Source organism: Pseudomonas sp. RG1, from assembly GCF_025910115.1.
GTDB lineage: Bacteria > Pseudomonadota > Gammaproteobacteria > Pseudomonadales > Pseudomonadaceae > Aquipseudomonas > Aquipseudomonas atacamensis.
On record NZ_JAPCIK010000002.1, the window covers coordinates 268029 to 290317 of the forward strand.

The 22289-nt window shown below is 61.4% G+C and carries 20 protein-coding genes and 1 pseudogene; 10 read left to right on the top strand and 11 right to left on the bottom strand.

All coding sequences use genetic code 11. The features are described 5' to 3' along the window. The first annotated feature begins 59 nt into the window (after nucleotides 1-59). The 10 genes from OK411_RS02900 (at nucleotide 60) to mdoH (ending at nucleotide 13700) form a co-directional block, all read left to right on the top strand. On the top strand, nucleotides 60-911 hold the full coding sequence (locus OK411_RS02900) for an ABC transporter permease (protein WP_016772087.1): 852 nt from the start codon (nucleotides 60-62) through the stop codon (nucleotides 909-911). After that, entirely contained in the window at nucleotides 908-1738 is an 831-nt protein-coding gene (locus tag OK411_RS02905; RefSeq protein ID WP_042608737.1) for a quaternary amine ABC transporter ATP-binding protein, read from the top strand. Before OK411_RS02900 ends, OK411_RS02905 begins: the two co-directional genes overlap by 4 nt. A gap of 184 nt (nucleotides 1739-1922) precedes the next feature. Continuing rightward, nucleotides 1923-3446, top strand: a complete 1524-nt coding sequence (hutH, locus tag OK411_RS02910) for a histidine ammonia-lyase (protein WP_264364386.1) — start codon at nucleotides 1923-1925, stop codon at nucleotides 3444-3446. Nucleotides 3447-3562: 116 nt separating this feature from the next. After that, on the top strand, nucleotides 3563-5095 hold the full coding sequence (gene hutH, locus OK411_RS02915; RefSeq protein WP_264364387.1) for a histidine ammonia-lyase: 1533 nt from the start codon (nucleotides 3563-3565) through the stop codon (nucleotides 5093-5095). A 131-nt stretch (nucleotides 5096-5226) separates the two neighbouring features. Next, nucleotides 5227-6432, top strand: a complete 1206-nt coding sequence (gene hutI, locus OK411_RS02920; protein WP_264364388.1) for an imidazolonepropionase — start codon at nucleotides 5227-5229, stop codon at nucleotides 6430-6432. A gap of 10 nt (nucleotides 6433-6442) precedes the next feature. Continuing rightward, nucleotides 6443-7246: an N-formylglutamate deformylase gene (hutG, locus tag OK411_RS02925; RefSeq protein WP_217879167.1), complete on the top strand. Its 804-nt coding sequence runs from the start codon at nucleotides 6443-6445 to the stop codon at nucleotides 7244-7246. 241 nt (nucleotides 7247-7487) lie between these two features. Beyond that, entirely contained in the window at nucleotides 7488-8459 is a 972-nt protein-coding gene (gene pip, locus OK411_RS02930; protein WP_024011249.1) for a prolyl aminopeptidase, read from the top strand. Continuing rightward, on the top strand, nucleotides 8456-8893 hold the full coding sequence (dtd, locus tag OK411_RS02935) for a D-aminoacyl-tRNA deacylase (RefSeq protein ID WP_016772080.1): 438 nt from the start codon (nucleotides 8456-8458) through the stop codon (nucleotides 8891-8893). The genes pip and dtd overlap by 4 nt, the downstream gene beginning before the upstream one ends. A 462-nt stretch (nucleotides 8894-9355) precedes the next feature. Further along, nucleotides 9356-11137, top strand: a complete 1782-nt coding sequence (locus OK411_RS02940; protein WP_264364389.1) for a glucan biosynthesis protein G — start codon at nucleotides 9356-9358, stop codon at nucleotides 11135-11137. Next, nucleotides 11130-13700, top strand: a complete 2571-nt coding sequence (gene mdoH, locus OK411_RS02945; protein ID WP_264364390.1) for a glucans biosynthesis glucosyltransferase MdoH — start codon at nucleotides 11130-11132, stop codon at nucleotides 13698-13700. Before OK411_RS02940 ends, mdoH begins: the two co-directional genes overlap by 8 nt. Before the next feature lie 250 nt (nucleotides 13701-13950). On the opposite strand, the gene OK411_RS27070 is transcribed toward mdoH, so the two are convergent. From OK411_RS27070 to ubiE, 11 genes and pseudogenes are all read right to left on the bottom strand, one after another. Beyond that, nucleotides 13951-14823 carry a methyl-accepting chemotaxis protein gene (locus OK411_RS27070; protein ID WP_371917811.1) on the bottom strand — a complete coding sequence of 291 codons (873 nt, stop codon included), beginning with the start codon at nucleotides 14821-14823 and terminating at the stop codon, nucleotides 13951-13953. Beyond that, nucleotides 14806-15867: pseudogene (locus OK411_RS27075) on the bottom strand (methyl-accepting chemotaxis protein); the annotation flags it as partial. The pseudogene OK411_RS27075 and the gene OK411_RS27070, both read right to left, overlap by 18 nt. 204 nt (nucleotides 15868-16071) lie before the next feature. After that, on the bottom strand, nucleotides 16072-16779 hold the full coding sequence (locus OK411_RS02955; protein WP_016772076.1) for a 16S rRNA (uracil(1498)-N(3))-methyltransferase: 708 nt from the start codon (nucleotides 16777-16779) through the stop codon (nucleotides 16072-16074). After that, nucleotides 16776-17567 (bottom strand): twin-arginine translocase subunit TatC, encoded by a 792-nt coding sequence (gene tatC, locus OK411_RS02960; protein ID WP_016772075.1) that lies wholly within the window; start codon nucleotides 17565-17567, stop codon nucleotides 16776-16778. Before tatC ends, OK411_RS02955 begins: the two co-directional genes overlap by 4 nt. Then, nucleotides 17564-18007 carry a Sec-independent protein translocase protein TatB gene (gene tatB, locus OK411_RS02965; protein WP_125917432.1) on the bottom strand — a complete coding sequence of 148 codons (444 nt, stop codon included), beginning with the start codon at nucleotides 18005-18007 and terminating at the stop codon, nucleotides 17564-17566. Before tatB ends, tatC begins: the two co-directional genes overlap by 4 nt. Before the next feature lie 10 nt (nucleotides 18008-18017). Next, the gene (locus tag OK411_RS02970) at nucleotides 18018-18299 is read right to left on the bottom strand and encodes a twin-arginine translocase TatA/TatE family subunit (RefSeq protein ID WP_016772073.1); all 282 of its coding nucleotides are present in this window, start codon (nucleotides 18297-18299) and stop codon (nucleotides 18018-18020) included. A 25-nt stretch (nucleotides 18300-18324) separates the two neighbouring features. After that, on the bottom strand, nucleotides 18325-18657 hold the full coding sequence (locus OK411_RS02975) for a phosphoribosyl-ATP diphosphatase (RefSeq protein ID WP_003220849.1): 333 nt from the start codon (nucleotides 18655-18657) through the stop codon (nucleotides 18325-18327). After that, the gene (hisI, locus tag OK411_RS02980) at nucleotides 18650-19051 is read right to left on the bottom strand and encodes a phosphoribosyl-AMP cyclohydrolase (RefSeq protein WP_110644830.1); all 402 of its coding nucleotides are present in this window, start codon (nucleotides 19049-19051) and stop codon (nucleotides 18650-18652) included. The genes OK411_RS02975 and hisI overlap by 8 nt, the downstream gene beginning before the upstream one ends. A 120-nt stretch (nucleotides 19052-19171) precedes the next feature. Then, complete coding sequence (ubiB, locus tag OK411_RS02985; protein WP_122751638.1) at nucleotides 19172-20776, bottom strand: ubiquinone biosynthesis regulatory protein kinase UbiB; 1605 nt, start codon at nucleotides 20774-20776, stop codon at nucleotides 19172-19174. Continuing rightward, nucleotides 20773-21396, bottom strand: a complete 624-nt coding sequence (locus tag OK411_RS02990; RefSeq protein ID WP_122601422.1) for an SCP2 domain-containing protein — start codon at nucleotides 21394-21396, stop codon at nucleotides 20773-20775. Before OK411_RS02990 ends, ubiB begins: the two co-directional genes overlap by 4 nt. Continuing rightward, a complete protein-coding gene (gene ubiE / locus OK411_RS02995; RefSeq protein WP_016772069.1) occupies nucleotides 21396-22166 on the bottom strand; it encodes a bifunctional demethylmenaquinone methyltransferase/2-methoxy-6-polyprenyl-1,4-benzoquinol methylase UbiE in 771 nt (256 codons plus the stop codon). Before ubiE ends, OK411_RS02990 begins: the two co-directional genes overlap by 1 nt. Between the last annotated feature and the right edge of the window lie 123 nt (nucleotides 22167-22289).

The window sequence follows — 22289 nt, forward strand, 5'->3', positions numbered from 1 at the left end:
CCCGGCTGCCAGCACGGCAGCCGGACGCTTGATCGCAACCCCTTGATTGAGAGTCCCTTATGTTTCCCGAAAGCTTTACCTTTTCCATCGCCGACTGGGTCAACGGTTGGGTCGATTCGCTGGTGACCAACTACGGCGACGTGTTCCGGCATATCTCCGACACGCTGCTGTGGGCCATCGTCAGTCTCGAAGGTTTGCTGCGTGCGGCGCCGTGGTGGTTGATGCTGGCAATCGTTGGTGTCATCGCCTGGCACGCCACGCGCAAAGTCGTGACCACCGCCGTGATTGTCGGTCTGTTGTTTCTGGTGGGCGCGGTCGGCCTCTGGGACAAACTCATGCAGACCCTGGCGCTGATGATGGTCGCGACGATCATTTCGGTGCTGATCGGCATCCCGCTGGGGATTCTCTCGGCGCGCAGCAATCGCCTGCGTTCGGTGCTGATGCCGCTGCTCGACATCATGCAGACCATGCCGAGTTTCGTTTACCTGATTCCGGTGCTGATGCTGTTCGGCCTGGGCAAGGTGCCGGCGATTTTCGCCACGGTGATCTACGCCGCGCCACCGCTGATCCGTTTGACTGATCTGGGTATTCGCCAGGTTGACGGCGAAGTCATGGAGGCGATCAACGCCTTCGGCGCCAACCGCTGGCAGCAACTGTTCGGCGTGCAACTGCCGCTGGCGCTACCGAGCATCATGGCCGGGATCAACCAGACCACGATGATGGCCCTGTCGATGGTGGTGATCGCCTCGATGATCGGCGCCCGTGGCCTCGGTGAAGACGTACTGGTGGGGATTCAGACCCTCAACGTCGGCCGTGGTCTCGAAGCCGGGCTGGCGATCGTGATTCTCGCGGTGGTCATCGACCGCATCACTCAAGCGTACGGTCGGCCACGCCATGAGGTGAGCAAATGAGCAACGCAAGCGTGAGCAAGATCGAAGTACGCAACGTCTTCAAGATTTTCGGCAACCGCGCCAAGGATGCGCTGGCCATGGTCGGCCAGGGCAAGAGCAAGGATCAGGTGCTCAACGAAACCGGTTGCGTGGTCGGCGTGAACGACTTGTCGCTGAGCATCGGCACCGGCGAAATCTTTGTGATCATGGGCCTGTCCGGCTCGGGCAAATCCACTCTGGTGCGCCACTTCAATCGCCTGATCGATCCCACCAGCGGGGCGATTCTGGTCGATGGCGAGGACATCCTGCAGTACGACATGGAGGCCCTGCGCGAATTTCGTCGACACAAGATCAGCATGGTGTTCCAGAGCTTCGGCCTGCTGCCGCACAAGACCGTGCTCGATAACGTCGCCTACGGTCTGAAAGTACGCGGCGAGAGCAAGCAGGTCTGCGCCGAGCGCGCGCTGCACTGGATCAACACCGTCGGCCTCAAAGGCTACGAAAACAAATACCCGCACCAGCTCTCCGGTGGCATGCGTCAGCGCGTCGGCCTGGCCCGTGCGTTGGCGGCGGACACCGACATCATCCTCATGGACGAAGCGTTCAGTGCGCTGGACCCGCTGATCCGCGCCGAAATGCAGGACCAGTTGCTGGAACTGCAAAAGACCCTGCACAAAACCATCGTCTTCATCACCCACGACCTCGACGAAGCCGTGCGCATCGGCAATCGCATCGCGATTCTCAAGGATGGCCGGTTGATCCAGGTGGGTACGCCAAGAGAGATCCTGCATTCGCCGGCCGATGAGTATGTCGACCGGTTCGTGCAGCGGCGGGCGGCGGTGGTGTGACGCTGAGTGGCCGTTGTGGTGAGGGGATTTATCCCCGTTCGGCTGCGAAGCAGTCGTAAAACCGGCCACTGCGGTCTGTCTGACGGATTTGCGGGCATGGTTTGGGGCGGCTTCGCCACCCAACGGGGATAAATCCCCTCACCACAGGGTTACCGGCATCAACAGAATTGGTATGAGGTTAGAGATGTCCCAGGCTGAAAAAATCGTTATCACAGGCAGCCCTCTGCGTTGGCAGGACGTGGTCGCTGTCGCCCGTCACGGTGCGCCGCTGGATCTGTCCAGCGACACCTGGGCGCGCATCGACAATGCTCAGGCCATCGTTCAGCGCATCGTCGCCAGCGGCGAGCGCGCCTATGGCGTCAACACCGGTCTCGGCGGTCTGTCCAACGTTTCGCTGCAAGACGAACAGCTCAGCCAGCTTTCGCGCAACACCCTGCTCAGCCATGCCTGCGGTGTCGGCCCGGTGCTCAGCGACGAGCAGACCCGCGCGATCATCTGCGCCGCGATCCACAACTACAGCCACGGCAAATCCGGCCTGCATCGGCGCGTGGTCGAAGGGCTGCTGGCGCTGCTCAATCTCGGCATTACCCCGCAGGTTCCGTCGCAGGGTTCGGTGGGTTATCTGACGCACATGGCGCACATCGGCATCGCGCTGCTCGGCGTCGGTAATGTCAGCTATCGCGGGCAGATCACCTCGGCGCAACAGGCGTTGGCCGAAGAAGGCCTGCAACCAGTGCAACTCGGTGCGAAGGATGGCTTGTGTCTGGTCAACGGCACGCCGTGCATGACTGGCCTCAGTTGCCTGGCGATTGCCGACGCTACGCGGCTGTTGCAATGGGCCGACGTCATCGGCGCGATGAGTTTCGAAGCCCAGCGCGGCCAGATCGATGCGTTCGATGCCGAGATCATTGCGCTCAAGCCGCATCCGGGCATGCAGCAGGTCGGCAACAACCTGCGCGCCTTGCTCGATGGCAGCGAAGTGATCGCTGCGAGCAAAGGCATTCGCACTCAGGATGCGCTGAGCATTCGTTCGATCCCGCAGGTCCACGGCGCCGCCCGTGATCAACTGAAGCATGCGATCAAACAGGTCGAAGCCGAACTCAACGGCTGCACCGACAACCCGTTACTGCTCGGCACGCCGGACAATTTCCGGGTGATGTCGCAGGCCAACCCGCACGGTCAATCCGTGGCGATGGCGGCGGATCTGCTGGCGATTGCCATGGCCGAAATCGGCTCGATCGCCGAGCGCCGTCTCGATCGCTTGGTCAACCCGCACGTCAGCGGTTTGCCGGCGTTTCTGGTGGCCAATCCCGGGGTCAACTCGGGGATGATGATCGTGCAATACGTCGCCGCCTCGCTGTGTGCGGAAAACCGTCAATTGGCGCAACCGGCGGTGCTCGACAACTACATCACCTCGGGCCTGCAGGAAGATCACCTGAGCATGGGCACCAACGCCGCGCTGAAGCTGCACCGCGCGCTGGAAAACTGCACGCAGATCCTCGCAATTGAATACCTGCTGGCGGCGCAGGCGTTTGAATTCCTCAAGAAACAGCGCTTTGGCGTGGGCACCGACCGCGCGTGGAAACTGCTGCGCGCAACGGTCCCGGCCTACGATCAGGACCGCTGGCTGGCGCCGGATATCGCTGCCGCTGCGACCGTGTTGAAAAACCCGAATCTGCCGCACAACGTTCTTCCGAATTTGCACTGACAACTACCCATACCAGCGTGCCAAGGCGTGGATCGTTCACAAGACGAGAAGCGACGGATAACGGAATGCTCCGGAGCGACTGGTAGTTAATAACAATGCCTGACAGGAGCATTTTAATGACTGCGCTGAACCTGATCCCCGGCCAACTGAGCCTGGCCCAACTGCGTGACGTCTACCAGCATCCGGTCACACTGACTCTCGACAACAGCGCCAGCGCGCAGGTCGAGGCCAGCGTCGCCTGCGTCGAACAGATTCTTGCGGAGAACCGCACCGCCTACGGCATCAACACCGGTTTCGGCCTGCTGGCCTCGACGCGCATCGCCAGCGAAGACCTGGAGAACCTGCAGCGTTCGCTGGTGCTCTCGCACGCTGCCAGCGTCGGCCAGCCGATCAGCGATGAGCTGGTGCGACTGATCATGGTGCTCAAGGTCAACAGCCTCAGCCGCGGTTTTTCCGGCATCCGTCGGCAGGTGATCGATGCGTTGATCGCGCTGATCAATGCCGAGGTCTATCCGCACATTCCGCTGAAAGGTTCGGTCGGTGCGTCGGGGGATCTGGCGCCGTTGGCGCACATGTCGCTGGTGCTGCTGGGCGAGGGCAAGGCGCGCTACAAGGGCGAATGGCTTGAAGCCACCGAAGCACTGAAAGTCGCCGGCCTGGCGCCGCTGACTTTAGCGGCTAAAGAAGGTCTGGCGCTGCTCAACGGTACCCAGGTTTCCACAGCCTTTGCCCTGCGCGGTTTGTTCGAAGGCGAGGATCTGTTTGCCGGTGCAGTGGCGCTGGGCAGTCTTACTGTTGAAGCCGTGCTCGGTTCGCGCTCGCCGTTCGACGCGCGCATTCATGCCGCACGTGGGCAGAAAGGGCAGATCGATGCCGCTGCGGCCTACCGCGATCTGCTCGGTGAGCGCAGCGAAGTCTCCGCCTCGCACCAGAATTGCGACAAGGTCCAGGACCCGTACTCGCTGCGCTGCCAGCCACAAGTCATGGGCGCCTGCCTGACCCAGTTCCGCCAGGCCGCTGAAGTGCTGGCGGTCGAAGCCAACGCGGTTTCCGACAACCCTCTGGTATTCGCCGCTGAAGGCGACGTGATTTCCGGCGGCAACTTCCACGCCGAACCAGTGGCCATGGCCGCTGACAACATGGCCCTGGCCATCGCTGAAATCGGCTCGCTGAGCGAGCGGCGCATCTCGCTGATGATGGACAAGCATATGTCGCAGCTGCCGCCGTTCCTCGTCGCCAATGGCGGGGTGAACTCCGGTTTCATGATCGCCCAGGTCACCGCTGCGGCGTTGGCCAGCGAAAACAAGGCGTTGTCCCATCCACATTCGGTGGACAGCCTGCCGACCTCGGCCAACCAGGAAGATCACGTATCGATGGCCCCGGCCGCCGGCAAGCGTTTGTGGGAAATGGCCGAGAACACTCGCGGCATTCTCGCCGTGGAATGGCTGGCAGCGGTGCAGGGCCTGGATCTGCGCAACGGTCTGAAGACCTCGCCGAAGCTGGAACAGGCACGGGCGATTTTGCGCAAGGAAGTGCCGTTCTATGAGAAGGACCGCTTCTTTGCGCCGGACATCAATGCTGCGACGCAATTGCTGGCGTCGCGGTGTTTGACCGAGCTGGTGCCGGCGAAGCTTTTGCCGAGCCTTTAACCCTACCCACTGATCGTTCCCACGCTCTGCGTGGGAATGCCTCAAGGGACGCTCCGCGTCCAGTGACGCGGAGCGTCACGGGCTGCATTCCCACGCAGAGCGTGGGAACGATCACTATAAGAGGAACCGGGATGAAAACCCTCTGGCAACACTGCCACGTCGCAACCATGGCCAACGGCGCCTATTCGATCATCGAGGATGCCGCGATCGTGACGTCCGGCACGCTGATCGAGTGGATCGGCCCACGCACTCAATTGCCGTCCGGCGAATACCCGGCGGTCAATGATTTGCAGGGTGCGTGGGTCACCCCCGGTCTGATTGACTGCCACACCCACACCGTGTTCGGCGGCAACCGCAGCGGCGAGTTCGAGCAGCGTCTGCAAGGCGTCAGCTATGCCGAGATCGCTGCGCAGGGCGGCGGCATCGCCAGCACCGTGCGCGCCACTCGCGAAGCCACTGAGGACGAGCTGTTCGCCAGCGCCGCCAAACGCCTGAAAAGCCTGATGCGCGACGGCGTGACTACGGTGGAAATGAAATCGGGCTACGGTCTCGATCTGGCCAATGAGCGCAAGCTGCTGCGAGTCATCCGGCGCCTGGCCGAAGAGCTGCCGATAAGCGTGCGCAGCACTTGCCTGGCGGCGCACGCGTTGCCGCCGGAGTACAAGGATCGCGCCGACGACTACATCGATCTGGTCTGCGAGCAGATGCTCCCGGCCCTTGCCGCCGAAGGTCTGGTCGATGCCGTGGATGCGTTCTGCGAATATCTGGCGTTCTCGCCGGAGCAGGTCGAGCGGGTGTTCGTCGCCGCGCAACAACTCGGACTGCCGGTGAAACTCCACGCCGAGCAATTGTCCTCGCTGCACGGCTCCAGCCTCGCCGCGCGCTACAAAGCCTTGTCCGCCGATCATCTGGAGTTCATGGACGAGGACGATGCCATCGTCATGGCCGCCGCCGACACCGTCGCCGTACTGCTGCCAGGCGCGTTCTACTTCTTGCGCGAAACCCAGTTGCCGCCGATGGAAGCGCTGCGCAAGCACAAGGTGAAAATCGCCATCGCCAGCGACCTCAACCCCGGCACCTCGCCGGCGCTGTCGTTGCGTCTGATGCTGAACATGGCCTGCACCTGTTTCCGCATGACCCCGGAAGAAGCTCTGGCCGGAGCGACCATCCATGCCGCGCAGGCGTTGGGCATGGCGCAGACCCATGGCTCGCTGGAGGTCGGCAAGGTCGCCGACTTTGTCGCGTGGGACATCGAGCGTCCGGCGGATCTGGCCTATTGGCTCGGTGGCGATCTGGACAAGCGCGTCGTGCGTCACGGCGTCGAATCGAATTTCTAGGAGGGTGGTTGTGGACAAGGTACTGAATTTCAAACAAGGCCGTGTGCCGCTGCTGATCAGCATGCCCCACGCTGGCGTGCGTCTGACCCCGGCTGTCGAAGTCGGGTTGATCCCCGCCGCGAAGAGTTTGCCGGACACCGACTGGCATATCCCGCAGCTCTACGATTTTGCCGAGGAACTGGGCGCGAGTACCCTGGCGGCTGAGTATTCGCGCTTCGTCATCGACCTCAACCGGCCGTCCGACGACAAGCCGTTGTATGCTGGGGCGACCACCGGGTTGTATCCGGCGACGTTGTTCGACGGTATTCCGTTATTTCAGCAAGGTCTGGAACCGTCGAAAGAGGAGCGCGCGACTTACCTGGAGCAGATCTGGACGCCGTACCATCGCACCTTGCAGCAAGAGCTGGCGCGACTGAAAGCCGAATTCGGCTACGCGCTGTTGTTCGATGCGCACTCGATCCGCTCGATCATCCCGCACCTGTTCGACGGCAAGCTGCCGGACTTCAACCTCGGCACCTTCAATGGCGCCAGCTGTGATCCACAATTGGCCAGTCAACTGGAAGCGATCTGCGCGCAGCACGAGCAGTTCACCCATGTGCTCAACGGTCGCTTCAAGGGCGGACACATCACCCGCCAATACGGCGACCCGGCGCAGAACATCCACGCCGTGCAGCTGGAACTGTGCCAGTCCACCTACATGGAAGAGTTCGAACCGTTCCGCTACCGCGCCGACCTCGCCGAACCGACGCGGGTGGTGCTCAGGGAATTGCTGCAGGGCTATCTGGCCTGGGCAAAATCTCACTACAGCGCCTAACCGCTGTGGGAGCGAGCCTGCTCGCGAAGGCGTCCGTTCAGCCGACAACCAGGCCGAATGACACACCGCGTTCGCGAGCAGGCTCGCTCCCACAGGATCGCGCTCAGCCCGTGAGGGTGATGGCTGACAAACGGTGACAGCGTACAGGCATGCTCATTGACGCAAATCGGGTTTATGATGCCCAACGGCAGAATAATACGAGTCCCCCCAGGGATGACCTCGACCCCTTACGGAGCGCGCAATGCAGACTTTGTTTCCGCAGATCAAACCCCACGCCCGGCACGATCTGGCTGTCGATGACACCCATACGCTGTACGTCGATGAAAGCGGCTCGCCGGAGGGTTTACCGGTGGTGTTCATCCACGGTGGCCCCGGCGCCGGCTGTGACGCCCAGAGCCGACGCTATTTCGATCCGAATCTGTATCGCATTGTCACCTTCGACCAGCGCGGCTGCGGTCGCTCGACGCCGCACGCGAGCCTGGAAAACAACACCACCTGGGATCTGGTCGAAGACCTTGAGCGCATCCGCAAACACCTGGGCATTGAAAAATGGGTGCTGTTCGGCGGCTCGTGGGGTTCGACCCTGGCGCTGGCCTACGCGCAAACCCACCCGGAGCGGGTCCATGGTCTGATTCTGCGCGGGATCTTTCTCTGCCGTCCGCAGGAAATCGAATGGTTCTATCAAGCCGGCGCCAGCCGTCTGTTCCCCGATTACTGGCAGGACTACATCGCGCCGATCCCGCTGGACGAGCGCGACGACCTGCTCAACGCTTTCCACAAACGCCTGATCGGCAACGATCAGATCGCCCAGATGCATGCGGCGAAGGCGTGGTCGACCTGGGAAGGGCGCACCGCGACCCTGCGCCCGAACCCGCTGGTGGTCGATCGTTTCTCCGAGCCGCAACGCGCGCTGTCGATCGCGCGGATCGAATGCCACTACTTCACCAACAATGCCTTCCTTGAGCCGAACCAGTTGATCCGCGACATGGGCAAGATCGCTCATCTGCCCGGCGTGATCATTCACGGTCGCTATGACGTGATCTGCCCGCTCGACAACGCCTGGGAGCTGCACCAGGCCTGGCCGAACAGCGAATTGCAGGTGATCCGCGACGCCGGCCACGCCGCGTCCGAGCCGGGCATCACCGATGCGCTGGTGCGCGCCGCGAGCAAAATGGCCCAGCGCCTGCTCGACCTGCCGCTCGAAGAAGCATGAAGGCGCTGTTACAACGCGTACGCGGTGCGCGGGTAGAGGTCGCCGGCGAGGTTGTCGGCGCGGTCGATCAAGGTTTGCTGGTGCTGGTGGCGGTAGAACCCGACGACACGCGTACCAGCGCCGACAAACTTCTGCATAAGCTGCTTAACTATCGGGTATTCAGTGACGCCGAGGGCAAGATGAATCTGTCCCTGGCGGATGTGCGTGGCGGGTTGCTGCTGGTCTCTCAGTTCACCCTCGCCGCCGACACCAAAAGCGGTCTGCGTCCGAGCTTTTCCACGGCCGCACCGCCGGCGCTGGGTGAAGAATTGTTCGACTATTTATTGAGTCAGGCGAAACAGGTGCATGGCACTGTGGCATCAGGTAGATTCGGCGCCGATATGCAGGTGCACTTGGTCAACGATGGCCCGGTAACCTTCCTGTTACAGACCTGACAGTGCCTGAAACATGTTTTTAGGCAATTTCGACTGTTTTTAGGCTGTTTTCGCGATAAATACTTTGTTACCCCTGATGCGTTGTCATCCGGGCTACTAGATAATCGCGCGCTGCGGGGATCGACATTCGTTGATCCGTTTTGACTTAGGTAGAGACTTGTCTGGATCCGATTGGGGAATCATTTTGCCCTGGCGGAGTCGGAACAATGCTCGCCAACCTGGCATGAGCGGTCTGTACGGCCATTTTTGTCAGCATTATTTCGAGGGCCATGAAGCCAGAGGCAAGGCGCTGCGACGACTCATAGCTCGCTATGGGGAGGAGCAGCAACGCAGTATCTGGCTTCATGGAACCGAAATAAGCTGACTAAAAATGGCCACACAGACGGCTTGCTGGCCGTTGGTTTATTGATCTGTTTTCGGCGAGGGTTGCTCGTGATTGTTAGTCCCTGTAATGCAGCAAAAATGTCTGCCAAACGCATGCGAAGTGCTCTGGTAGCGGGTTCGGCGCTCCTGTGCCTGCTCAGCGCCGGTCAGCTTTGGGCGTTCAATCTTGACGACGTATCGGCCAAGGCCAAAGAGCTGGCCGGGCAGAAGTTCGAAGCCCCGCGCAGCAACCTGCCGAACGAATTCCGCGAAATGAAGTTCGCGGACTACCAGAAGATCCGCTTCCTCACCGAAAAGGCTGAGTGGGCCGATCAGAAGACGCCGTTCAAGCTCTCCTTCTATCACCAGGGTATGCACTTCGATACACCGGTGAAAATCAACGAAATCACCACCAATACCGTCTCGGAGATCAAATACGATCCGAGTCGCTTCGATTTCGGCGATCTGAAATTCGATCCGAAAGCCACCGAGCAACTGGGCTATGCCGGTTTCCGTGTGCTGTACCCGATCAACAAGGCCGATAAGCAAGACGAGATCATGACCATGCTCGGCGCGAGTTACTTCCGCGTCGTCGGCAAGGGCCACACCTACGGTCTGTCGGCCCGTGGTCTGGCGATCGATACCGCGCTGCCGTCGGGTGAAGAGTTCCCGCGTTTCCGCGAGTTCTGGATTCAGCAGCCCAAGCCGGGCGACAAGCACCTGGTGATCTTCGCTCTGCTCGACTCGCCGCGTGCCACTGGTGCCTACCGCCTGATCCTGCGTCCGGGCAGCGACACCATCGTCGACGTCAAGGCGCAGATGTTCCTGCGTGACAAGGTTGGCAAACTGGGTATCGCGCCGCTGACCAGCATGTTCCTGTTCGGCGCCAACCAGCCGTCGAAAGTCCTCAACTACCGTCGTGAACTGCACGACTCCAACGGTCTGTCGATCCATGCCGGCAACGGCGAATGGATCTGGCGTCCACTGAACAACCCGAAACATCTGGCCGTGAGCAACTTTAGCGTCGAGAACCCGCGTGGTTTCGGTCTGCTGCAGCGTGGCCGTGACTTCAGCCACTACGAAGACCTCGACGACCGCTACGACAAGCGCCCAAGCGCCTGGATCGAGCCGAAGGGCGAGTGGGGCAAGGGCACTGTCGATCTGGTAGAGATTCCGACCGCTGACGAAACCAACGACAACATCGTTGCGTTCTGGAGCCCGGAAAAAATGCCGGAGCCAGGCCAGCCGCTGGACTTCGCCTACCGCATGCACTGGACCATGGACGAAGCAGCACTCCACGCGCCGGACAGCGCCTGGGTGGCACAGACCCTGCGTTCGACCGGTGACGTCAAGCAATCGAACCTGATCCGTCAGCCCGATGGCAGCGTTGCCTATCTGGTCGACTTCGAAGGTCCATCGCTGGCGGCACTGACGCCGGATGCCGACGTGCGCAGTCAGGTCAGCGTCGGTGACAACGCCGAACTGGTCGAGAACAGCGTGCGCTACAACCCGGAAACCAAGGGCTGGCGTTTGACCCTGCGGATGAAGATCAAGGATCCGAGCAAAGCGACCGAAATGCGTGCCGCCCTGGTTCAGCCGGTAGTCACCGCAGATCTGGGCAAATCGGTGCCGGCGTCCAATTCGTCGGTCGCCAAGGCTGACAAGGTTGCCGCCAAGCAACAGGAAAAACTCGACAAGGAAGCCAAGGCCGCCGAAGCCAAACAGGCTGAAGCCAAGCCAGCAGCCGACGCCAAGGACAAGGCCAACAAAGACGCCAAGCAGCCAGTCGCTGCCGACGCGGCCCCAGCCACACCGGAATCGGCGCCGACTGAAGAAGTCCTGACCGAGACCTGGAGCTATCAGTTGCCTGCCGATGAGTAATTCACCAGTACAGCCAGAGACTCTGTCCGAGTATCTGGCGCATCTGCCGATGACCGACGAGCAACGCGCGGAACTCGCGGGTTGCCAGTCGTTCAGCGAGCTGCATGAACGCCTGTCGTCCTCGACATTCGACGCTCCTGCCGAAGCCGCCCAGGCTTCGGTGGGCAAACGTCTGACCCTGAGCACTGCCGAAGAACTCGCTGAAGCGGAAATGCTGGTGCTCGACGCCAGTGGTCGGGTCAGCCTCAAGGCGACCCCGCCGATCCGCCGCACCAAGGTCGTGCCGGAGCCATGGCGCACTAATATCCTGGTGCGTGGCTGGCGCCGTCTGACCGGGCGCACCAATCCGCCGCAGCCGCCAAAGGACGCCAATGTCCTGCCGGCCGCGCGCTGGCGCACCGTCGGTTCGATCCGCCGCTACATTCTGTTGCTGCTGATGCTCGGCCAGACCATCGTTGCCGGCTGGTACATGAAAGGCATCATGCCGTACCAGGGCTGGTCGTTCGTCGATCTGGAAGAAGTCCTGCATCAGCCGCTGCTGCAAACCGCCACGCAAGTGCTGCCGTACGCGCTGCAAACCAGCATCCTGATTCTGTTCGGGGTTCTGTTCTGCTGGGTCTCGGCCGGTTTCTGGACCGCGCTGATGGGCTTCCTCGAGTTGCTCACCGGCCACGATAAATACCGTATCTCCGGGAAAAGCGCCGGTAACGAGCCGATTCCCAAAGATGCGCGTACTGCGCTGGTAATGCCGATCTGCAACGAAGACGTGCCGCGTGTATTCGCCGGTCTGCGTGCGACGTTCGAATCGGTCGCCGCTACAGGTGATCTGGATCGCTTCGACTTTTTCGTCCTCAGCGACAGTAACGACACCGATATCTGCGTCGCCGAGCAACAGGCCTGGCTGGATGTCTGCCGCGAGGCCAAGGGCTTCGGCAAGATCTTCTATCGCCGTCGTCGCCGTCGTGTGAAACGCAAGAGCGGCAACCTCGACGACTTCTGCCGTCGTTGGGGTGGTGACTACAAGTACATGGTCGTGCTCGACGCCGATTCGGTGATGAGCGGCGAGTGCCTGACCAGTCTGGTACGTCTGATGGAAGCCACGCCGGACGCCGGGATCATCCAGACCGCGCCACGTGCGTCGGGCATGGACACCCTGTATGCGCGGATGCAGCAGTTCGCCACCCGCGTGTACGGCCCGCTGTTTACTGCCGGTCTGCACTTCTGGCAGCTGGGTGAATCCCACTACTGGGGTCACAACGCGATCATCCGCATGAAGCCGTTCATCGACCACTGCGCTCTGGCGCCGTTGCCGGGCAAGGGCGCGTTCTCCGGTGCGATCCTTTCCCACGACTTCGTCGAAGCTGCGCTGATGCGCCGTGCCGGCTGGGGCGTGTGGATTGCCTACGACTTGCCGGGCAGTTACGAAGAGTTGCCGCCGAACCTGCTCGACGAGCTCAAGCGTGACCGTCGCTGGTGCCACGGCAACCTGATGAACTTCCGCCTGTTCCTGGTCAAGGGCATGCACCCGGTGCACCGCGCGGTGTTCCTCACCGGCGTGATGTCCTACCTGTCGGCGCCGTTGTGGTTCTTCTTCCTGGTGTTGTCGACCGCGCTGCTGGCGGTGAACACGCTGATGGAGCCGCAGTACTTCCTCGAACCGCGTCAGCTCTATCCGCTGTGGCCACAATGGCACCCGGACAAGGCCATCGCGCTGTTCTCGACGACCATCGTGCTGCTGTTCCTGCCGAAGCTGTTGAGCATCATCCTGATCTGGGCCAAGGGCGCGAAAGAGTTCGGCGGCAAGTTCAAGGTGACCCTGTCGATGCTGCTGGAGATGCTGTTCTCCATGCTGCTGGCGCCGGTGCGGATGATTTTCCACACCCGCTTCGTCCTCGCCGCGTTCCTCGGCTGGGCCGCGACCTGGAACTCGCCGCAGCGTGACGACGACTCGACGCCGTGGAGCGAAGCGGTCAAGCGCCACGGTCCGCAGACGTTGCTTGGCTTCTTGTGGGCGCTGCTGGTGATCTGGCTGAACCCGAGCTTCCTCTGGTGGCTGGTGCCGATCGTCGGTTCGCTGATGCTGTCGATCCCGGTATCGGTGATCTCCAGCCGTGTCGGCCTGGGCCTGAAGACCCGTGACGAGAGCCTGTTCCTCATCCCTGAGGAATACAATCCGCCACAGGCGCTGCTGGCAACCGATCAGTACACCCACGAGAACCGTTACCACGCCCTCAACGACGGCTTCGTCCGCGCCGTGGTCGATCCTCAGCAGAACGCCCTGGCGTGCTCGCTGGCGACCTCGCGTCATGGCCAGGCCGAGCCGATCGAGTGGCTGCGTCAGGAACGTGTGCGTCACGCGATCAAGGTCGGCCCGGCCGGGCTGAACAACCATGATCGCCTGCAACTGCTTAGCGACCCTGTCGCACTGGCACGCCTGCACGAGCAGGTCTGGGCCGAAGGTCACGCCGAGTGGCTGGACGCCTGGCGCGCTTCGGTGAAAGCCGATCCGCATGCCCCGTTGCTGCCGCTGCGACCTGTGAGCCTGCAGGCTCAGCCGGCCTGATGAGAAAACCCCGCTGATTCAGCGGGGTTTTTTTATGTCCGCTGATTTGCGAACAAATCCGGATAAAGCCTAAAACCAGTGCATAGCATCCGTCGCCAAATTGGCGCGCCCGTTATCTACGACGCGCAGACCGCGCCGCTGCCTTCGCGAGCAGGCTCGCTCCCACCTTGGAATGCGTTTCCCTGTGGGAGCGAGCCTGCTCGCGAATGGCATCACCTCGGTTCCAGGCGAACCGAGGTCGTGCATCAACTCAGACTTTGAAACGGCCCACCAGCATCTGCAGATGCGTGCCCAACCGCGCCAGTTCAACGCTGGACGCAGCGGTCTCCTCGCTCGCCGCCGAGGTCTGATCGGACACATCGCGCACGTTCAGTACGCTGCGGTTGATCTCTTCGGCCACGGCGCTCTGCTGCTCGGCGGCTGCGGCGATCTGCTGGTTCATTGCCTGGATCGCCGACACAGTGCGGGTGATGCTCTCCAGTGAGCCACCGGCACGCCGGGTCAGTTCGACGCTGCTGTCGGTGAGGCTGCGGCTGTTGTCCATGATCGTCGCCACTTGCTGGGTACCGTTTTGCAGACCGACGATCAGCTCCTCGATCTCTTCCGTGGACTTCTGCGTGCGCTGGGCGAGGCTGCGAACTTCGTCGGCAACCACGGCGAAACCACGTCCGGCTTCACCGGCGCGGGCCGCTTCGATGGCGGCGTTGAGGGCCAGCAGGTTGGTTTGCTGGGCCACCGACTTGATCACATCGAGGACGCTGCCGATCTTGTCGCTTTCACGCTTGAGCTCGCCCATGGCTTCGGTGGAGTGGCCGACCTCGACCGCCAGACGTTCGATCTGGGCGATGGCTTCGCCGACGACCTTGTCACCTTCGCGGGCCTGTTGATCAGCGGCGACAGCGGCCTCAGAAGCTTCTTCAGCGTTGCGCGCGACTTCCTGCACGGTAGCCGCCATTTCGTTCATAGCGGTGGCGACCTGATCGGTCTCGATCTTCTGATTATTGACCCCGGCGCTGGTCTGCTCAGTCACCGCGGATAGCTCTTCAGCGGCGCTGGCGATCTGCGTGACGCCGTCGCTGATACCGCCGATCAACTCGCGAAGGCCCTGGGTCATGCTTTGCATCGAGCGCTGCAATTGTCCGAGTTCGTCGCGACGCAGGGAAACCAGGTTGTGGGTCAGGTCGCCAGCGGCCACGCGCTCGGCGACTTTCAGGGTCTGGGTCAGCGGAATGATGATTTGTCGGGTGATCGCCCAAGCGGCAATCAGACCGAAGGCCAGTGCCAGCGCAGTGGCGACCAGCAGCATGTTCTTGGCATGGGCAGCATCGGTGTCGCGCACCACGGTTTGCGATTCAGTGAGCTTCTTGCTGACCGACATCAGGATCTCGCCCTGAGCCGACATGTTCGCCAGTGCAGCAGTGTTCTTGACCTGCGAATCACGGAATTGAGCGACGGCGGCGCGATAGGCCTTGAGCGAGTCGGTGGCCTGCTGCAGGTTGGCGATGTGCTGCTCTGGCACGCGGGTCGGCAGGCTTTCGAGGTTTTTCAGGGCGTTGTCGATGGCGGTCAGCGCCGGTTGCTCGGCATCGGCCTTGCCGCTGTAGGTGTAGCCGCGCACCTGATAGCGCGCCTGCTGCAACAGTTTGCTCAGCTCGATCACCGCGTTGTACTGCGCAACGCTGTCACCTTGCAGCAGTGCACTTTCGACTTCGCCGACCTTGGCCACGGCATTATCGGCATTGGCGCCAAGCTTGCTGCGCGCATCTTCACGCTGGACGGTGGCCTGGGTCATTTCGCCGAAGGCGCGTTTGTATTCGGCGACCGCAGCAAGCTGTTGATCGACCATCGCCACATCGGATGGCTGCTCGATCATGCCGCGTGCCGATTGCAGACCGCTTTCGAGTTTGCTGAGCAATTCATTGACCGCGCCCGGACCCTGTTCACCACGACGCATGTCGTAGTCCATGCGCGCCAGGCGCAGGTCTTTGGTCAGCTCATTGAGGCTGGAAATGAAGCCGAGCTTGTCGCCACGGCTGATGATGCCGCTCATGCCGGTCCAGCCGGTGAAAGTGATCAACAGCGTCAGCAACAGCACCAGGCCGAAACCGATGCCCAGCTTGCGTTTGACGCTGACGTTTCCAAGACTCTCGGCTAACCAACGGTACATGCGACCACTCCCTTCGGACCACTTAATTGGACTTATAGGGGCTGTATCGGCTGGGTGATGGCAATCTGTAACGCCACTTGTCTGCGACTGTAGGGGCTTGTAGGAGCTGACGAGTGCAACGAGGCTGCGATCCTTTGATCTTGTTTTTAAACAAGATCAAAGGATCGCAGCCTTCGGCAGCTCCTACACAGGATCGGTGTCGCGCTAGAACAGGCGTGCAAGCAGGGCGGTGACGGCGGTTTCGACGCGCAGGATGCGCTCGCCCAGTTGCACCGGTTGCAGGCCGGATTTGGCCAGCAGATCGATTTCGTAGGGAATCCAGCCACCCTCGGGGCCGATGGCCAGGGTCACCGGTTCGCTCAGAGCGCGCGGGCAGGGCGGGAAGTTGCCGGGGTGGCCGACCAGGCCGAGGGTGCCCTCGGCGATCGCCGGCAAGCGATCTTCAACAAAAGGCTTGAAGCGCTTTTCAATGACGATCTCCGGCAGCACCGTATCGCGAGCCTGTTCGAGCCCGAGGATCAACTGCTCACGAATCGCTTCCGGCTCCAGAAATGGCGTCTGCCAGAAGCTTTTTTCGACGCGATAGCTGTTGACCAGAATCACCTTGGCCACGCCCATGGTCGCGACGGTCTGGAACACGCGGCGGAGCATTTTCGGCCGGGGCAGGGCCAGCACCAGGGTCAGCGGCAGTTTGGCCGGCGGTGGCTGATCGAGGTTGACGCGCAGCTCCGCTTCGCCGGCTTCCAGACGCAGCAACTCGGCCGAACCCATCAACCCGTTGATGCGCCCGACGCGCAGGCTGTCGCCGACTTCCGAACGATGCACTTCCTGCATGTGGATCAGGCGGCGATCACGCAGAATCACGCGGTCGGCCGCAATGAAGTCGGCCTCTTCGAGCAGCAGCAGGTTCATGCCTGGGTCGCTGGCGGCTGGTCGTTGTGGTCGTCGGCCGGCGTTTCGTCCGGGCGTTCGCGCTTGCTGACCAGCGCGCCGAAAAGGATGCCGATTTCGAACAGCATCCACATCGGCACAGCCAGCAGGGTCTGCGAAAAGATGTCCGGCGGGGTCAGGATCATGCCGACCACGAAGCAGCCGATGATCACGTACGGGCGGATCTTCTTCAGGTATTTGACGTCGACCACGCCGATCCACACCAGCAGGACTACGGCCACCGGAATCTCGAACGCCACGCCGAAGGCGAAGAACAGCGTCATGACGAAATCGAGGTAGCTGGCGATGTCGGTCATCATTTCCACGCCGGCCGGGGTGGCAGCGGCGAAAAACTTGAAGATCAGCGGAAATACGAAGTAATAGGCGAACGCCATGCCGATGTAGAAGAGCAGGATGCTGGAGATCAGCAGCGGCACCGCGACGCGTTTTTCATGCTTGTACAGGCCTGGCGCAATAAAGCCCCAGATCTGATGCAGGATCACCGGAATCGCAAGGAACAGCGAAACCATCATCGTCAGTTTCAGCGGCGTCAGGAACGGCGACGACACGTCGGTGGCGATCATCGTCGCGCCGACCGGCAGGTACTGGCGCAGCGGCGTCGAGACGAAGGTGTAGATCTGCTGGGTGAACGCGAACAGCCCGGCAAAGATAATGAAGATCGCCGCCACGCAACGCAGCAGGCGGGTGCGCAACTCGGTGAGGTGCGAAACCAGCGGCATGTGCTGGTCGTTTTCGGGGAGATCGCTCATGGGGCTCGCGGCGGCAGTGTAGGGTCTTGAGGCGCTGGTGTAGTCGGCGCGGCGGAGGGCGCTACGTGTTCAACCGATGTATTCGCAGTAACCGGCGCCGGTCCTGGCGGTGTTACAACAGGTGCAGGAGTCGGAGCGGCAGCGCTGTGAATCGTCTGCTCGCCCACAGGCTCGACCGGCGACGGCTCCTGCTGGTTCGGATTGAAGATCTTCCGCGCCTCTTGCTCCAGCGACAGAATATGTTCGTTGTGCAGTTGCCGACGGATCTCGTCGGCACCGATTTCACGTTCAACTTCCTGTTTGATCGCGTTGAAGCTGCGCTTCAGGCGGCCGACCCACAGACCGGCGGTGCGCGCCGCGCCCGGCAGACGCTCGGGGCCGAGCACCAGCAGGGCGACGAGGCCGACGAGCAGCAGTTCAGAGAAGCTGATACCAAACATTAGTCAGTGCTCACACGTCTTTGCGGATCGGCTCTTCGACTTTTTGCGCCTGCACGTCGATGGTGTGCGGCGGGTTGGCCTGAGCGGTGGTTTGCGGCTGCACCGGTGGCACAGGCTGGGCCGGCGGGGTCACGCTAGGCTCGGCCGGTTTTTCGTCGTCGTTCATGGCTTTGCGAAAGCCCTTGATCGATTCGCCAACGTCGGTGCCGAGGTTTTTCAGTTTCTTGGTACCGAATACCAGCACCACGACAATCAGAATGACGACCCAGTGTTTCCAGTCAAAAATGCCCATGTGGCGATTCCTCTCTAAAAGTTGTTCAGGCGGACGGACGCGAGGCTTTCTCGACGTGTCCGGACAGGCCGAAGCGACGGTCCAGTTCATCCAGCACGGCCTGCGGATGCTGCCCCAGTTGGGCGAGCATGACCATGCTGTGGAACCACAGGTCGGCGGTCTCGTAGATCACATCACTGCAATCGCCGCTGATGGCGGCATCCTTGGCGGCAATAATGGTTTCGACCGACTCTTCGCCGACTTTCTCCAGAATCTTGTTCAGCCCCTTGTGATACAGGCTGGCGACATACGAGCTGTCGGCGGCTGCGCCTTTGCGCTCTTCAAGTACCTGAGCGAGGCGGGTCAGGGTGTCACTCATGTGTGTGTCCTGCGGAATAGATAGCGTGCGGGTCTTTCAGTACCGGGTCGACCGTTTTCCAGTCGCCGTTTTCGAAGACCCGGTAAAAGCAGCTTTGACGGCCGGTGTGGCAGGCGATGTCGCCGATCTGTTCAACCATCAGGATGATCACGTCGGCGTCACAGTCCAGGCGCATCTCATGCAGGGTCTGCACATGGCCGGACTCTTCGCCCTTGCGCCACAGCTTGCCACGGGAACGTGACCAGTAGATTGCACGATTTTCCGCAGCGGTCAGTTCCAGCGCTTCGCGGTTCATCCAGGCCATCATCAATACGCGCCCGGTCTTGTGATCCTGGGCAATCGCCGGCACCAGGCCGTCAGCATCCCACTTGATCTCGTCCAGCCAGTTTTCCATCTTCAATTCCTGAAAAGCAGCTTCGAGTTTCAAGCTTCAAGCTGCAAGTAAAAGCAGGTTGCGGTGTTCCGGTGTCGTCAAGCTTGCAGCGGGCAGCTTATAACTTGCAGCTCAATCGTGCTATCGGCGAACGACCAGATACAAACCGACCGCCACCATGATTCCGGCGGGCCAGTGCGACCAATCGGTCAACGGACCACCCGCTGCGAGGATCGCGCCGCCGGCCAGATGCGCGCAGCCGAGCAGGCGCAGGAACCAGTCGTCCTTGCGTTTGCGCCACGGCGGCGGTGGGTCTTTGGCGTGGGGTTGCGACATGCGTTCGAGCAGATCGCGGGCCATGTTCGACAGGTGCGGAATCTGCTCCAGCTGGCTCTGCACGTTGCCCAGCAAGGCTTTCGGGCTGACGCGTTCGCGCATCCAGCGCTCGAGAAACGGCTGCGCGGTGTTCCACAGATCCAGATCCGGGTACAGCTGACGCCCGAGGCCTTCGATATTCAGCAAGGTCTTCTGCAACAGCACCAATTGCGGCTGCACTTCCATGTTGAAACGGCGAGCGGTCTGGAACAGGCGCATCAGCACCTGGCCAAATGAAATATCTTTTAACGGTTTTTCGAAGATCGGTTCGCACACCGTACGGATCGCCGCTTCGAATTCGTTGAGTTTGGTTTCCGCCGGCACCCACCCCGAATCGATGTGCAACTGCGCCACACGGCGGTAGTCACGCTTGAAGAAGGCGAACAGGTTGCGCGCCAGATAATCCTGGTCTTCCGGGGTCAGGCTGCCGACGATGCCGCAGTCGATCGCGATGTATTGCGGGCTCCACGGATTGACCGTGCTGACGAAAATGTTGCCCGGGTGCATGTCGGCGTGGAAGAAGCTGTCGCGGAACACTTGCGTGAAGAAAATCTCCACGCCGCGCTCGGCGAGCATTTTCATGTCGGTGCGCTGGTCGGCGAGGGTCGCCAGATCGGTGACCTGGATGCCGTAGATGCGCTCCATCACCAGCACTTTCGGCCGGCACCAGTCCCAATAGACTTGCGGTACATAAAGCAGCTGCGAGCCTTCGAAGTTGCGGCGCAACTGGCTGGCGTTGGCCGCCTCGCGCAACAGATCGAGTTCGTCGTAAATGGTCTTTTCGTAATCCTGCACCACATCGACCGGGTGCAGCAGGCGCGCGTCAGCAGAGAATTTTTCCGCCGCGCGGGCGAGGATGAACAGCCATGCCAGATCCTGCGCGATGATCGGTTTCAGGCCCGGGCGAATCACCTTGACCACGACTTCTTCGCCGCTTTTGAGCTGCGCCGCGTGCACCTGCGCCACCGAGGCCGAGGCCAGCGGGGCAACGTCGAAACGGCTGAACACTTCGCTGATTTTCTTGCCCAGCTGTTCTTCGATCAGCTTGATCGACACTTGCGAATCGAACGGCGGCACGCGGTCCTGCAGCAGCATCAGCTCATCGGCGATGTCTTCCGGCAACAGGTCGCGGCGGGTCGAAAGAATCTGCCCGAACTTGATGAAGATCGGCCCCAGATCCTGCAACGCCAGACGCAAGCGCGCACCACGGTTGAGTTCCAGCGGCTTGCGCGGCAGCCAGCGCCACGGCAGCAAAAAGCGCACGGCCAGAAGGAACCAGGGCAGTGGCAGATCGAACAGCAGGTCATCGAGGCGGTAGCGGATCACGACGCGCTGGATGCGCAACAGACGGCGGACGGCAAGCAGCTTCATGCGTTATCGCTTGGGTCGAGGGATCGGGAAAGGCGCTCGAAACGCGCCTCGAGTCGTTCCAGATCAAGTTTGATCCGGTCCAGTTCGCTGAATCGCGCTTCCGCTTCGCGCTGCCCGACGAGGGTGCGCGATTCTTCGGCGAGGTATTCGGCAAGATTCTGGTTGAGGCTGGCAAATCCTTGTTGATACCAGCGCGCGCGGCTGCGCAGGTGACCACCGAGCAATTGCGTGGCGACCGGACCGAGCCAGCGCGAGAGTTCGTACTCCCAGTCCAGCTCAAGATCCTGCAGTACGCCGGCCAGCTCCAGCAGCACGCCGCTGTCGCCATCGAGCTCGACTTCCGGTGCGTGCAGCACCGCGGTCTTGTCTTTGCTCAGGGCCAGTTTCACCAGGCTCGAGGCCGGTGCACGCAACGTGCAATCGACGTCCGCCGCCCACTGCGATGCGAGCATCAGGCCTTCGTCACTGGGCAGTATGAACAATTGCAGCGCCGGGCTGCGGCAGTCGACGGCAATCACCTTGCCGGCCAAATGCGCCAGGCGCGGCAGCGCCGTGCTGTCGAGACGCAGCACCCGGTTGAGGCCGAGTTCGACGCTGGCGAGCAGCCCGGTGAGCAACATCAGGGTTTGATGCCGCGGTGCAGGGCGACGATGCCTGCGGTCATGTTGTGATAGGTCACGCGGTCGAAACCGGCCTCGACCATCATCGACTTCAGGGTTTCCTGATTCGGGTGCATACGGATCGATTCGGCCAGGTAGCGATAGCTTTCCGAATCGTTGGTGATCAGCTTGCCCATCAGCGGCATGAAGGCGAACGAGTAGGCGTCGTAGGCTTTCGACATCAGTGCGTTGGTCGGCTTGGAGAACTCCAGCACCAGCAGGCGTCCGCCGGGCTTGAGTACGCGCAGCATCGAACGCAACGCGTCTTCTTTGTGCGTTACGTTGCGCAGGCCGAAGGCGATGGTCACGCAGTCGAAATGGTTGTCCGGGAACGGCAGTTTTTCCGCGTCGGCCTGGACGAATTCGACGTTGCCGGCAACGCCCAGATCGAGCAGACGATCACGGCCGACCTTGAGCATCGACTCGTTGATGTCGGCCAGCACGACCTGGCCGGTCGGGCCGACGAGGTTCGAGAACTTGCGGGTCAGGTCGCCGGTGCCACCAGCGATGTCGAGCACGCGGTTGCCACTGCGCACGCCGGAAAGCTCGATCGCGAATCGCTTCCACAGACGGTGCATGCCGCCCGACAGAAGGTCGTTCATCAGGTCGTATTTAGCGGCTACGGAATGGAAAACCTCAGCGACTTTTTCCGCTTTCTGGCTTTCCGGAACGTTTTTGAAGCCGAAGTGAGTGGTGGGTTCGGCATCGCTGCCTTTGCGCTGATCAGTCATATCGCTGTCACCAAAAGAGAATGCGCGACATTCTAATCCCCAAGCCATGCTTTGTCTTGGAATGGCTAAAGGTAAGATGGGCAACCTTCGGGACGATTTGCCGCAGATGCGGTCAAGATTCAA